We start from the raw sequence: 14,009 nt of genomic DNA, 5'->3' as shown, positions 1-14,009 counted from the left end.
GCATGATAGGTATTGTTGTTCCTGCACACGATGAGGAAGAGCTGATCGGACATTGTCTGGCAACGCTCCTCCATGCGGGCACCGATCCTCTACTTGGCGGCGAAGAGACCACCATCGTCGTGGTGCTCGACGCTTGTTCCGATGGCACAAAATATATCGTGCAGCAATATGCCGCCCGCACAGCGGGACAACGCTGCGTTGTCGAATGCATCGAAATCGAAGCCCGTAATGTCGGCATTGCCCGCGCCGCTGGAGCACGCTATGTGCTGGAACGTGCGTCCCGCTGGCTCGCCTTCACCGATGCTGATTCGCGGGTCTCACCAGCGTGGCTGTCGATCCAGCTCAATCTCAACGTTGACGTGGTCTGCGGCTCAGTCATGGTGGATGACTGGTCGCCGCATAAGGAATTTGCTTCGATGTTGTGTGAGCATTTCGCCCGGACCTACAACGATAATGACGGCCATCGGCATATTCATGGGGCAAATTTGGGTGTCTCCGCTGAGCTATATATCAAGGCGGGAGGGTTTTCACCGCTCGCTTGCCATGAAGATGTGGCGCTGGTGGCGGCGCTGGAAAAAATCGGCGCCCGCTTTGCCTGGAGCGCTGCGCCTCGTGTCATCACCAGCGCCCGTATAAAAGCCCGGGCCATCGGGGGATTCGCCGATACTTTATTGGGTGTCGTAGCGGGGCGCCGGACCGCCTGACTGCCGGTTCGCCGGGTCGCCGTACCGTTTGAGGCAGATGCACGATGTGTGCGCAGAACGACGGGTTGTTCCTTTCAAAGCACTTAACCCTTTGATTTAACGTATAATTTCCAATATCCACCGTAAGTCTGACCCGGCGCTGCCTGCGACCGGGTTTTTTGCATTTTTTTGACTGCGGATCAATACCAGTTAATGTCAAAGACTAAAGTAAGCCTATGAGTAAGCCGCTAAGTGAGCCGATGAAGCCCGACGTCAAAGTAATCTCTCCGACCGAAACCCATTTGCGGCAACTGTTGTCGCGGCGTATCCTCATACTGGACGGCGCCATGGGGACCATGATTCAGCAATACAAGCTGTCGGAAGAGGACTATCGCGGCGGTCCAGATGGACGCTTTATCGGCTTTCAGGGACCTGGGCGCGAACTGTTCGTCAAAGGCAACAACGAGTTACTGTCGTTGACCCAACCGCACATCATCAGCGAAGTGCATGAACAGTATCTCGCCGCGGGTGCCGATCTGATCGAAACCAATACCTTCGGTGCCACAACGGTTGCGCAAGACGACTATCACATGGCGCATCTGGCCTATGAGATGAATGTCGCTTCTGCCCGTCTGGCACGCGCCGCCTGCGATAAATATTCCACGCCGGATAAACCGCGGTTTGTCGCCGGCGCGCTGGGACCGACCCCCAAAACTGCCTCAATTTCACCCGATGTCAACGATCCGGCAGCGCGTAATGTCACATTCGATCAACTGGCTGCTGCCTACCTCGAACAAACGCGGGCGCTGGTCGAAGGCGGGGCAGATGTATTGTTGGTCGAAACCATTTTTGACACACTCAATTGCAAAGCCGCCTTGTTTGCGATTGATACCTTCTTCGAAGAGTCCGGTCTGCGTTTGCCGATTATGATTTCCGGGACTGTGACCGACGCATCGGGGCGTATTTTGTCGGGCCAGACGGTCCCGGCTTTCTGGAATTCGATTCGCCATGCCAATCCGCTGACTGTCGGTCTCAACTGCGCATTAGGCGCGGCTTTGATGCGGCCCTATGCCGAAGAATTGTCAAAGATTGCCGACACCTTCGTCTGTATTTACCCCAACGCTGGATTGCCCAATCCAATGAGCGATACCGGGTTTGACGAGACCCCGGATGTCACCTCATCATTGCTAAAAGATTTTGCTGAAAGCGGCTTTGTCAACATCGCAGGCGGTTGCTGTGGCACCACGCCCGACCATATCAAAGCGATTGCCGATACTGTCGCCAACATTGCGCCGCGCCAAGTGCCAGAGACCACGCATGAAATGCGTTTGTCCGGACTTGAGCCTTTTACCATTGACGATAGCTCGCTTTTCGTCAACGTCGGTGAACGGACCAACGTCACCGGTTCGAAAGCGTTCGCCCGTTTGATTCTGAATGAACAATATGACGAAGCGCTCGCGGTAGCGCGGCAACAGGTAGAAAACGGCGCACAGATTATCGATATCAACATGGACGAAGCGATGCTCGATTCGTTAGCGGCAATGACCCGCTTTCTGAATCTGATCGCCTCCGAGCCAGATATCGCCCGCGTGCCGATCATGATCGATTCATCGAAGTGGTCAGTGATCGAGGCCGGTCTCAAATGCGTGCAAGGCAAAGCTATCGTCAATTCGATTTCGATGAAGGAAGGCGAGCCGGAATTTATTCGTCAAGCCACCTTATGCCGTCGTTACGGCGCAGCCGTCATCGTCATGGCCTTCGATGAAAAAGGGCAGGCCGATACCTACGAACGCAAAATTGAAATCTGCAAGCGCGCCTACGACATTCTGGTGGATCAAGTCGGCGTTCCGGCCGAAGACATCATTTTCGATCCGAACATCTTCGCCATTGCGACCGGTATCGAAGAGCACAACAACTACGCCGTCGACTTCATCAACGCCACCCGCTGGATTCATCAGAATCTGCCCTACGCAAAGATCAGCGGCGGTGTCTCGAATGTCAGTTTTAGCTTCCGCGGCAACGACCCTGCGCGTGAAGCGATTCACACCGTATTTCTGTACCACGCGATCAAAGCCGGAATGACCATGGGGATCGTCAATGCCGGCATGGTAGGCGTCTACGACAGCTTGCCGGCCGAATTGCGCGAACGGGTCGAAGACGTTGTGTTGAATCGCCGCGATGACGCCACCGAACGCATGATCGAGATCGCCTCAACCTTAAAGGCTGGCGCAAAGAAGGAAGAAGAAACCCTGGAATGGCGCGGTGGCACGGTGCAGCAACGGTTGTCGCATGCGCTGGTGCAAGGTATCACCAACTGGATCGTCGAAGATACTGAAGAAGCCCGACAAGAACTGCTGCATAACGGCGGGCGTCCGATTCATGTCATCGAAGGGCCATTGATGGACGGCATGAACGTGGTCGGTGACCTGTTCGGTCAAGGCAAAATGTTTCTGCCGCAAGTCGTTAAATCGGCCCGGGTAATGAAGCAAGCAGTTGCGCATCTGATTCCCTTCATCGAAGAAGAAAAACGGCTCGATGAAGAACGCACCGGTATCGCCGCCAAGCCAAAAGGAAAGATCGTCATCGCCACCGTCAAGGGTGACGTGCATGACATCGGCAAAAATATCGTTTCGGTGGTCCTGCAATGTAATAACTTTGAAGTCGTCAACATGGGCGTCATGGTGCCATGTTCTGAAATTCTGGCGATGGCAAAAGCCGAAAATGCCGACATCATCGGCCTCAGCGGCTTGATCACGCCTTCGCTCGAAGAGATGGCCTACGTCGCCAAAGAAATGCAGCGCGACCCCTATTTCCGTAGTGTAAAAATGCCGCTATTGATCGGCGGTGCAACCACCAGCCGCGCCCACACTGCTGTCAAAATCGCTCCGAACTACGAAGGCCCTGTGGTCTACGTGCCCGATGCCTCGCGCTCCGTATCGGTAGCGCAATCGCTGCTCACGCCAGAACAGCGGGATCAATACGTCGCCGAAATCGCCGTTGATTACGAGCGGATTCGGGTTCAGCATGCAAACAAAAAAGCCGTACCGATGTTGAAATTGGCCGACGCCCGGGCCAACCGTACCAAGCTGGAATTTGCGCCCGTGAAGCCCAAATTTATCGGTCGTCGCCTCTTCAAGAACGTCGATCTGGCAACGCTTGCCCGCTATATCGATTGGGGTCCGTTCTTCCAGACCTGGGATCTGGCGGGACCGTATCCTGCCATACTGACGGACGAAGTGGTGGGTGATGCAGCCAGCAAAGTCTTCGAAGAAGGTCAGGCGTTGCTCAAGAAAGTCATCGATGGTCGCTGGCTCACAGCAAACGGTGTGATCGCGTTGTTACCCGCGAATACGGTCAACGACGACGACATCGAAGTCTATACCGACGACACCCGCACACAGGTCGCCTTCACTTATTACGGCGCACGCCAGCAGACCGTCAAACCGGTCATTGATGGCATAGCGCGCCCGAATCAATGTTTGTCCGATTTCATCGCACCCAAATCCTCCGGCATCGCCGATTATATCGGCCTGTTTGCGGTCACCGCAGGTCTTGGTATTGAGAAATACGAGAAGCGTTTTGAAGATGCGCACGACGATTATTCTTCGATTATGTTGAAGTCGTTAGCGGATCGTCTGGCGGAAGCTTTCGCAGAATATTTACACGAACGCGTGCGCAAAGATTTGTGGGGCTATGCGCCGACCGAAGCGCTCTCAAGCGAAGCGCTGATCAAAGAATCCTACAGCGGCATTCGACCTGCTCCCGGCTATCCGGCATGCCCGGAACACACCGTCAAAGCCGCCATGTTCAAGGTATTGCAATGCGAAGAAATTGGCATGCTGCTCACCGAATCCTACGCCATGTTTCCCGGTGCGGCTGTATCGGGTTTCTACATGGCGCATCCCGAATCGAAATATTTTGTCGTCGGTAAAATCGGTGACGATCAGGTCAACGATATGGCTAAACGACGCGACGTGCCGAAGGAAGAAATCGAACGCTGGATGGCCCCGAATTTGTAAAAATATTGGCTGTGGAAAAGGGCACCCGCTATCGGTAAATCGGTGGTTGGTGCTCGCTAAAATTACTATCTTCGTTTTGCTCGAAACGCATTCTTGCATCCGTTTTATCTGACTACTTCGCCAGCGTTTAGCGGCCGTCCAATGCGGCTAAATCACCCCAGTCTCATCGCCTTCAAGAACGCGCCAAGTTTCTACGAGCGCAAATTTCCCGCAGTATATCGCCAAGATTCCCGGCAGATATGTCTTTGATATTTTCAGATAAATCGGGGCGTTTGCCAGACTTTTCATCGTATTAATTTTATGAAATGTTGCGCATCATAAGTTACCAAGCATCGTCGAGGAATGCCAATGCAGGAAAACAGAGACATCATCAGTTCGGCCCTGCGGGTGTGCAGGGAATCGGCAGGTTTGAATATGTTGGACTTAAAGCGGGTTGCCTACTTTGGTAAGCAAGGCGTGACCACCAGCGCTCAGTTCGGCGATTTCTCGTCCGCGGTGTGAAGTGACCCCTTTTAATTTGGTCATACCTGCCTCCGTTTCCATTTTCTCCAAAGCATCTTAGCCTACTTGGTGTGATGGACTCGAGCGTTTGTCGCCGCACAAAGCAGGGCGGGCTACCGGCCTGCTTATTCAGCAACGTTTAATTCTCGAGCTTATGGAACGTTTTATCCAGATTATCCTGCGCACGTGCAAGTTTGTCCTGTTGGGTTTTTAGCCACGAGACGTCTTGTTTCAGTTTTTCGTTTTCAACTGCCAGCATGCGTTCGGTTTCGCTACGTTGCGGTCCGCCCAATCCTTTGCTGGACGCCAGCATGTTTTGCGCCGTCAATGCCTTTTTGTAGCGTTCCTGCGTCAGCGGAAATTGCGTATCGGTGAAGCCAAACGCCTTCACAGCTTCTGCATACTTTTGTTGCACAATGTCAAAGGGAATATCGCGCGATTTGAATTTGTGAATGCGGCCGTAAGTGACCAAGTCCGACGCAAAGTGATGGCCCACGCGGAACGGGATGTTGGAGTCGCGTTGCAGGATGTCAGCCAGTTCGGTGGTGGTTGAATAGTCGTCATCGACTTCTTCCAGTGAGCGCTGCTTGTCGATGATCAGGTTATCCATCAAATCGGCCAGCTTAACGAAGGCGTCCGTAGTCAGGTCCAGCGTTTTCTCGACCTGATCACGCTTGTAATCCGGCATGCCGGGGGTGACATTGTGCGCTTCTATCTGAAACGTCATAGATCCGCCCACGATATCGCTGGCCTGCAGGCGCAAGATGTTGAGAGCATACGGATTGCGCTTTTGCGGCATGATGCTGCTGGTGCCGGTCAGGTGTCCTTCCTGAATCATGATCCAAGGATAGGGTTGGTGATATTGGGTGTGGATATCCTGCATTAAAATACCGATCATCAGCGCGGCATTGCTGCATAACGTGACCAGTTCAACCCCTTGGTCGAGTGCGCCTAGTTGCGTCGCATCGTAGGAATTCTCGATCACGCCGTCAAATCCCAGCAATTCTGCCAGACGCGGTCGATCAATCGGAAAGCTTGAGGTGCCGAGTGCGGCTGATCCCAGCGGACTTTGGTTCAGCCGCGCATAGGCTTCCTTGAGGCGGGTACTGTCACGGCCGAACACGGAGGCGAAGGCGAGCAGATAATGGGCATAGGTCGTCGGTTGAGCTTGCACCCCGTTGGTATAGGCGGGGACGATGGTGTCGAGATGTTTGGCGGCGAGTGCCAGAAACTCCGCTTTGGATTTGTTCATCGCGTCCATCAGCTTCAAGGCGCGTTCGCGTTGCATCAGACGACGTGTGGTTGACAAGATGTCCTGACGGCTACGTCCAGAGTGCATGCGCGAACCATCCGGCCCAGCGATGGCGAGGATTAGCGGTTCATATTGTAAATAGTCGGCCGGTCGTTTGGCACCGGGCTGGTCGCCGTTCTGGATAACCTGATCGACCGCTGAGGCAATTTTTTTGCCCAGCGCAGGCGGTACGATCCCTGTTTCTACCACCATGATGGTAGAGGCTTTATTCATCTCGCCCAAAAAATGGAAATTATCGTGTAAATCTTTGCCAGTTGGTGCATCAGCTGCCGCACAAGCCAGCGACCATGTCATGAGCGGGATCAGGGCCAGCATACTGAGCTGACGCGGAAATGTGGATAGAACGGATTTTGGCATGGTCTTGAGATATGAGCGGGGCATTGTCGTTACCTGAATTTGCTAGTGGAAATAGGATTCTAAGGGGCGCGGGCTGTGTCGCATGCATTAAATGTACTGAAAATGCGTGGTTAGCGGCGAAGTCCATTATTTGTAGGCAAGGGCTTTCCGAAAGATCGCATATGACAGGCTCTAAGCAGTGTGCGCAATGTTATTAAATTAGATATATATTTAAGCAATATCAGTCATCAATAACGGTAATAATAAATAATAAGAATTAACTGCATAATAACTCTTTGACGTGGTCTGCCGTGTCGCTATTTCATTCCAGGAATACTGAACATCATTCAACTAGCGCACCTGTCGAGTAGCGCCGCTGCTACTCTGGGTATATAAATAAATCATATTGGAGTCTTTCTTGTCTACTGCCATCCAAACGACCGCAACATCCGGCGCAGCCAGCAGCCCAATTCGCTTTTTTTATCGTGGCGAGGTGCATACGGTTGATAGTGCCGCCCCCACTCGCACCATTCTTCAGCATCTGCGCGAAGATTTACATTGCACCGGCACCAAGGAGGGTTGCGCTGAAGGCGATTGCGGTGCCTGTACCGTTGTGATCGGCGAACTCGGTGCGGATGGCGTGCAGATGAAATCAGTCAATTCCTGTATCCAGTTTTTGCCAACGCTGGACGGCAAAGCCCTATTTACAGTCGAGGATCTGAAGCAGCAGGATGGCGGCTTACATCCGGTGCAGCAAGCGATGGTGGAATGCCATGGCTCTCAGTGCGGTTTTTGTACGCCCGGTTTTGTGATGTCGTTATGGGATTTATATCTTAAAAATGAAGGCGTTCAGTCGACCCCGTGTTTGACCGCAACGTCTCAACAGCGTCCGGCGCAGGGCCTGGCATCAACGCCATGGCAACCTTTGCAGCGGAAAGATATCGATGTAGCGTTGTCTGGAAACCTGTGTCGTTGTACCGGATATCGTCCGATTATCGATGCCGCGCATCGTATGGGTGAGTTACCGGTCGTTCATTTTGATCGTGAAACATTACAGGCGTCGCTGCAAAAACTGCAGCGTGACGAAATGTTTGCCTATAGCTACGGGGGGCAGCAGTTTTACGCGCCCCGTACCCTGCAGCAATTGGTAGAGGTGCGTGCGCGCTTTCCTGCGGCGCGCATGCTGGCGGGCTCGACTGACGTTGGTTTGTGGGTTACCAAGCAAATGCGCGATCTGGGCGATATCATTTTTCTGGGGCGGGTTAAAGAGCTTGCGACAGTCACGACCAAAGATGGTCAGTTGGAAATCGGTGCGGGCGTAACCCTCAATGATGCATATGCAGCACTCAGTGCGCACTATCCTGAACTACTTGAAATGTGGCAACGTTTTGCTTCGTTGCCGATCCGCAACGCTGGCACGCTGGGCGGCAACGTCGCGAACGGCTCACCGATTGGCGATTCTCCGCCATGGCTGATCGCACTCGGTGCCGAAGTGGTGTTGCGCGGACCTTTAGGGCAACGCGTGATGCCATTGGAAGCGTTGTATCTGGATTATATGAAAAAAGACATGCAGGCCGATGAGTTTGTCGAATCAGTCCGGGTTCCGCTCCCACGTGCTGACACCCAGTTCCGTACGTATAAACTGGCCAAGCGTTTTGATCAGGACATTTCTGCGGTGTGTGCTGCGTTTTCGGTGGTGATGGAGGGGGATGTGATAGGTGCCATACGGATTGCTTTCGGTGGCATGGCGGCAACCCCAAAACGTGCCGCCAAAGCCGAAGCGGCGCTGGTGGGGCAGCCGTGGGATGAAATCAGATTGCAAGCCGCCATGGCGCTGCTTGCAGAAGATTTTGCGCCGCTCTCAGACATGCGCGCATCCAGCACCTACCGGATGAAAACAGCGCAAAATCTGTTACGTCGGTTTTGGTTGGAAACGCGCACCGATGCCCCATTGCGGGCCGATCAGGTTAATGCGTTTGCATGCGCCTGAATTAAGCTAAGCCCCATTCGGCAAAAGGAACAAATACGATGAATACCCACACCGACGCTTTTTTGAAAACCGATAGTGCAGCGCCTGTTGATCGCGGTAGTTGGGCCGAAGTTGGCCAGTCGCATCCGCATGAGTCGGCTGCCCTGCATGTGTTGGGCGAGGCTACTTATACCGATGATATTCCGGAAGCGCAAGGCACGCTGCACGCCGCCCTTGGTATGTCGCAGAAAGCGCACGCACGCCTGCGCTCGGTCAATCTGGAAGCGGTGCGCAACGCCACCGGTGTAGTCGCCGTGTATACCGCCAGCGATATTCCGGGCACCAACGATTGCGGTCCGATTATTCACGACGATCCGATCCTGGCTGATGGTCTGGTGCAGTATGTTGGTCAGCCTATTTTCGTGGTGGTGGCTGACAGTCATGACAATGCGCGCCGGGCTGTGCGCAAAGCGGTGGTGGATTATGACGAGCTACCGGCGATTTTGACGCCGCAAGCGGCGCATGCCGCGAAGTCGTATGTGTTACCGCCGATGCATCTGGCACGCGGTGATGTGGCGTCGGCATTTGCTAACGCACCGCATAAATTGCGCGGCGAACTGCTGGTGGGCGGTCAGGAGCAGTTTTATCTTGAAGGTCAGATCTCGTACGCTATTCCGAAAGAAGGGAACGGCATGCTAGTGCAGTGTTCCACCCAGCATCCGTCCGAAATGCAACATGTGGTGGCGCACGCGCTTGGTTTGCATGCCCATAACGTGGTGGTCGAATGTCGTCGCATGGGCGGCGGCTTTGGTGGCAAGGAGTCACAATCGGCGTTGTGGGCAGCGGTCGCAGCGGTGTCGGCGCATAAGCTAAAACGTCCGGTCAAACTGCGTGCCGACCGGGACGACGACATGATGGTCACGGGCAAGCGGCATTGCTTCCATTACGAGTATGAAGTCGCTTATGACAACGACGGGCGTATAGTCGGTGCCCGCGTGCAGATGGTCAGCCGTGCGGGCTATTCCGCCGATTTGTCGGCCCCGGTTGCGACGCGTGCAGTCTGCCATTTCGACAATGCCTATTATCTGTCGGACGTGGATATCCATGCCATGTGCGGCAAAACCAATACCCAGTCGAATACGGCGTTTCGCGGTTTTGGCGGTCCACAAGGGGCGATTGCGATCGAATATATCCTCGACGAGATTGCACGTAATCTTGGCCAGGATGCACTGGATATTCGCAAACATAATTTTTATGGCCGTAACGCGGAAGAAGGTCGCAATGTGACCCAATACGGTCAAATTGTGGTCGACAATGTGATTCATGAACTGGTCGACGAGTTGGAGACCAGCAGCGATTATCGCCAGCGCCGCGCTGCGATCGATGCGTTCAACGCCAGCAGCCCTGTGCTCAAAAAAGGCCTTGCGCTGACGCCGGTCAAATTTGGTATTGCCTTTAATGTGACCCACCTGAATCAGGCTGGGGCGCTGGTCCATGTCTATACCGATGGTTCTGTGCTGGTCAACCATGGCGGAACCGAAATGGGGCAGGGCGTGAATACCAAAGTTGCTCAGGTTGTCGCGCATGCATTGGGTATTCCGTTGGCGCTGGTGCGCGTCACGGCGACCGATACCAGTAAAATTGCGAATACCTCGGCGACTGCCGCATCCACCGGTGCCGATCTGAACGGTAAAGCGGCACAAAACGCCGCACATAAGATCCGTCAGCGTCTGGCAGAATTTTTTGTGACGTTGCATGCGGGTGATATCACTGCAGTCACCTTTGCGGCAGGTCTGGTGCAAATGGGCGAGCACAGTATCACGTTCGCTGATCTGGTCCAAAAAGCGTATATGGCACGCGTGCAGCTATGGTCTGATGGTTTCTACGCCACGCCGGGTCTGTATTGGGATTCCAAAACCATGACCGGCCATCCATTTTCCTATTTTGCCTACGGCGCTTCGGTCTCCGAAGTGGTGGTTGATACGCTTACCGGTGAATGGCGATTGTTGCGCGCCGACGCGCTTTACGACGCCGGTGCCTCGCTCAATCCAGCGCTCGACATCGGGCAGGTTGAGGGTGCGTTCATTCAGGGAATGGGGTGGTTGACGACTGAAGAGTTGTGGTGGAACAAGGACGGAAAATTGATGACGCATGCGCCATCGACTTACAAAATTCCGGCGATCTCCGATTGTCCGCAAGACTTCCGCGTGCAGCTATTTAAGAATCGCAACGTTGAAGACAGTATTCATCGCTCCAAAGCAGTAGGTGAACCGCCATTGTTATTGCCATTCTCGGTTTTCTTCGCCATTCGTGATGCGGTAGCGAGCGTGGCCGGTCATCGCTATAACCCGCCACTGAACGCACCGGCGACCAGCGAAGCCATTCTGAATGCGATTACAGCGGTTGAAGCAATGGCTGTGGCTAACGCTGTCTGATACGGGTAATTGATTTTAAAAAAGGTAAGTCGCCATGACTATCTGGTTAAATGCACTGACAGCGTTGATGAAGCAACCGACCCCTGCCAATCCGGCGATTTTGATCACGGTCGCGCAGGTCGAAGGGTCCGGACCGCGCGCGCCTGGCGCGAAGATGGTGGTGACTTCACTGGCGCAATTCGACACCATCGGTGGCGGCCATCTGGAATTGTGCGCCATCGATATTGCACGTCAGATGCTCCTGGAAACCGAAGCGGACGCGTTTAATTTGTCAGGTGAGCGGCGTTTGCAACGGTTTTCACTGGGGCCGTCGCTTGGCCAATGTTGCGGCGGCGTTGTGCATCTGGCTTTTGAACGGGTCGACGCCAGCGATGCTGAATATTTCAATTATCTGCAGTTGCGCTTGCGCAAAGCCGAGGATAGCTGGCGTTTGGTTGCGCTGGATTGTGTTGATAGCGTCGATAGCAGGGATAGCATCAGCAGCGCAACGGCTCCAAGTCTGTGTGATGCTGCCGGCCAACGCCTGCATGGTCCGGGTATGTTGCCGAAGTTGCCTGCCCTGGTGGATGGGGCAATGCTGTTACGCGATAGTGTGGGAAGGCGCTGGCTGCTGGATGGTTGTCTGGCACCGCGTCCGCAATTGTTTTTGTTTGGCGCGGGTCACGTTGGGGCTGCCATCGTACGCGCCTTAGCCGATTTGCCCTGCCGGATAACCTGGATTGATGAGCGGGAGGAAATGTTTCCCGATCTTCAGCCCGCCAATGTGGTGGTGGAAGCGACTGACGTGCCCGAAGCGATGGTTGCCAGTGCACCGGCTGGTGCGAGTTTTTTGGTCATGACGCATAACCACGCGCTGGATCAACGGTTATCTGAATTGATTTTGCAGCGCGAGGACGTTGCATGGTTTGGATTGATCGGATCGAAAACAAAACGGATGCAGTTTGAACACCGACTGGCAGAACGCGGTATCGCGCCGGAACGTTTGGCAGAAATGGTCTGCCCGATTGGTATTCCGGGAATCGTTGGCAAAGAGCCCGCAGTGATCGCCGCTTCGGTGACTGCGCAACTGCTGCAGGTGTGGGAATGCATCGGTCGTGCAATGCCACCGATATCGGTTGCTTCGGTGAGCTCGGTGAATTCCTTGACCTCCGTGACCTCTGCCCCGTCTGACCTGTCACCGGAGTTGAATCAACGAGTGCCTCAAAAGGTTTAGTACAAAACGTTTACTACAAACCTTTAATACCGAGGGTTTAATACAAAGCGGTGCGAATGGAAAGCACGTTGTGCAGTAGCTTCATAGAAATAGCTTCACAGAAACAGCAATTGATCATTAAAGATAACAAAAAGGAACGTATCCCATGGCAGTAGGCGACAACACCACGCAATCCGATCACGTAACACTGCAGGCCTATCGTGCCAGTGTGCTGCATTTTACTGCGGACCCTGCCGACCCTGCGCATCAGGCGGATGCAACTGCGTGGCAAGAAGACGGCCTGCTTTTGATCAAAGACGGGCGCGTGGTTGCGGCCGGCGATTACCAACATTTGAAGAGTTCGCTGCCGGAAGGTCAGCACATTCATGACTATCGCGGCAAAATCATCATGCCGGGCTTTATCGATACCCATGTGCATTACCCGCAAACCGATATGATCGCGTCGCCTTCGCCGGGTTTGCTGCCGTGGCTGGAAAAGTATACTTTTCCGACCGAGCGCAAGTTTAGTGATCCCGAGCATGCACGGAACGTTGCGGACTTCTTTCTGGATCAATTATTGCGTTGCGGAACCACAACCGCGATGGTGTATTGCACGGTCCATCCTGAGTCGGTCGATGCTTTCTTTGCCGAGAGCGAAGCCCGCAACCTGCGGATGGTGGCTGGCAAAGTAATGATGGATCGGAACTGTCCCGAGTTTTTGCAGGACACCGCCGAGCGCGGTATCCGTGAAAGTGAAGACCTGCTCAATAAATGGCACAATCGCGGGCGGCAACTGTATGCCATCACGCCTCGCTTTGCACCCACTTCCAGCAACGCGCAATTGCAATTGGCGGGTGAGCTGGCGGCGGCTTATCCGGATGTCTATTTGCAGACCCATGCGGCTGAAAATGCCGACGAGGTGGCTTGGGTCAAAGCACTGTTCCCGGAATCCCGCAGCTATATGGATGTCTATGATAAATATGGCATGTTGCGGCCACGCTCGATGTACGCCCATTGCGTCTGGTTAAACGATGATGATCGTCGACGGATGGCCGAAACCCAATCGGCAATTTCGGTCTGCCCAACCTCGAACCTGTTTTTGGGGAGCGGCTTATTTAATTTTGAACTTGCAAATACGCACCAGGTGCCGTTATCACTGGCCACCGATGTTGGTGGGGGCACCAGCTTTTCGATGCTGCAAACCATGAATGAGGCGTACAAGGTTGCCCGCATGGGCGGAACGTTTTTACCAGCGCTTCAGATGTTCTATATGGCGACGCTCGGTGGAGCACGCAGTATGCAACTGGAAAATACGATCGGTAATTTTGTCGCGGGTGCTGAGGCCGACTTTATCGTGCTGGACCCCCATGCGACGCCATTGATGGCACGCCGCACTGCCAATACGGATTGCCTTGAGGAGTTATTATTTGCGATGGCTTTGCTAGGGGATGATCGCAGTGTTATGGCGACGTTTGCAGCAGGAAAAAGGGTTTATCAACGTTAAGCACCAGTAGCAAGGGTTAGCCACGCTTCGACTATCCTGCGTCGCGTGGTTTTTTTAC

The 14,009-nt window shown here is 54.0% G+C and carries 8 protein-coding genes; 7 read left to right on the top strand and 1 reads right to left on the bottom strand.

Translation table 11 applies throughout. The features are described 5' to 3' along the window. Window positions 1-2 precede the first annotated feature (2 nt). The 3 genes from JQN73_RS07735 (at window position 3) to JQN73_RS07725 (ending at window position 5,203) form a co-directional block, all read left to right on the top strand. On the top strand, window positions 3-704 hold the full coding sequence (locus JQN73_RS07735; protein WP_205322506.1) for a glycosyltransferase family 2 protein: 702 nt from the start codon (window positions 3-5) through the stop codon (window positions 702-704). A gap of 215 nt (window positions 705-919) precedes the next feature. Beyond that, on the top strand, window positions 920-4,702 hold the full coding sequence (metH, locus tag JQN73_RS07730; RefSeq protein ID WP_370551330.1) for a methionine synthase: 3,783 nt from the start codon (window positions 920-922) through the stop codon (window positions 4,700-4,702). A 348-nt stretch (window positions 4,703-5,050) separates the two neighbouring features. Further along, window positions 5,051-5,203, top strand: a complete 153-nt coding sequence (locus JQN73_RS07725; protein WP_205322505.1) for a hypothetical protein — start codon at window positions 5,051-5,053, stop codon at window positions 5,201-5,203. Window positions 5,204-5,342: 139 nt separating this feature from the next. Here the strand turns inward: JQN73_RS07725 and JQN73_RS07720 are convergent, their stop codons facing one another. Beyond that, the gene (locus JQN73_RS07720) at window positions 5,343-6,896 is read right to left on the bottom strand and encodes an argininosuccinate lyase (protein ID WP_240162468.1); all 1,554 of its coding nucleotides are present in this window, start codon (window positions 6,894-6,896) and stop codon (window positions 5,343-5,345) included. A gap of 373 nt (window positions 6,897-7,269) precedes the next feature. Here JQN73_RS07720 and xdhA point away from each other — a divergent pair, with 373 nt between their 5' ends. The 4 genes from xdhA (at window position 7,270) to guaD (ending at window position 13,951) form a co-directional block, all read left to right on the top strand. Next, window positions 7,270-8,841, top strand: coding sequence for a xanthine dehydrogenase small subunit (gene xdhA / locus JQN73_RS07715; protein WP_240162467.1), 1,572 nt, complete (start codon window positions 7,270-7,272; stop codon window positions 8,839-8,841). A 38-nt stretch (window positions 8,842-8,879) separates the two neighbouring features. Continuing rightward, window positions 8,880-11,255 carry a xanthine dehydrogenase molybdopterin binding subunit gene (gene xdhB / locus JQN73_RS07710; RefSeq protein ID WP_205322504.1) on the top strand — a complete coding sequence of 792 codons (2,376 nt, stop codon included), beginning with the start codon at window positions 8,880-8,882 and terminating at the stop codon, window positions 11,253-11,255. 34 nt (window positions 11,256-11,289) lie between these two features. Beyond that, window positions 11,290-12,468 (top strand): xanthine dehydrogenase accessory protein XdhC, encoded by a 1,179-nt coding sequence (xdhC, locus tag JQN73_RS07705; protein ID WP_205322503.1) that lies wholly within the window; start codon window positions 11,290-11,292, stop codon window positions 12,466-12,468. A gap of 145 nt (window positions 12,469-12,613) precedes the next feature. Further along, window positions 12,614-13,951, top strand: a complete 1,338-nt coding sequence (guaD, locus tag JQN73_RS07700) for a guanine deaminase (protein WP_205322502.1) — start codon at window positions 12,614-12,616, stop codon at window positions 13,949-13,951. Window positions 13,952-14,009 lie beyond the last annotated feature (58 nt).

Origin of the sequence: Glaciimonas sp. PAMC28666 (assembly GCF_016917355.1) — a bacterium.
Taxonomy (GTDB): domain Bacteria; phylum Pseudomonadota; class Gammaproteobacteria; order Burkholderiales; family Burkholderiaceae_D; genus Glaciimonas.
Note: the sequence above shows the minus strand (reverse complement) of the source record. Positions and strands in the feature narration are given on the sequence as shown.

Excerpts from the sequence above, each read along its gene's own strand:
- JQN73_RS07720 (WP_240162468.1), bottom strand. The coding sequence starts at position 6,896 with ATGCCCCGCTCATATCTCAAGACCATGCCAAAATCCGTTCTATCCACA.
- JQN73_RS07725 (WP_205322505.1), top strand. The coding sequence starts at position 5,051 with ATGCAGGAAAACAGAGACATCATCAGTTCGGCCCTGCGGGTGTGCAGG.
- guaD (WP_205322502.1), top strand. The coding sequence starts at position 12,614 with ATGGCAGTAGGCGACAACACCACGCAATCCGATCACGTAACACTGCAG.
- xdhC (WP_205322503.1), top strand. The coding sequence starts at position 11,290 with ATGACTATCTGGTTAAATGCACTGACAGCGTTGATGAAGCAACCGACC.
- xdhB (WP_205322504.1), top strand. The coding sequence starts at position 8,880 with ATGAATACCCACACCGACGCTTTTTTGAAAACCGATAGTGCAGCGCCT.
- metH (WP_370551330.1), top strand. The coding sequence starts at position 920 with ATGAGTAAGCCGCTAAGTGAGCCGATGAAGCCCGACGTCAAAGTAATC.
- JQN73_RS07735 (WP_205322506.1), top strand. The coding sequence starts at position 3 with ATGATAGGTATTGTTGTTCCTGCACACGATGAGGAAGAGCTGATCGGA.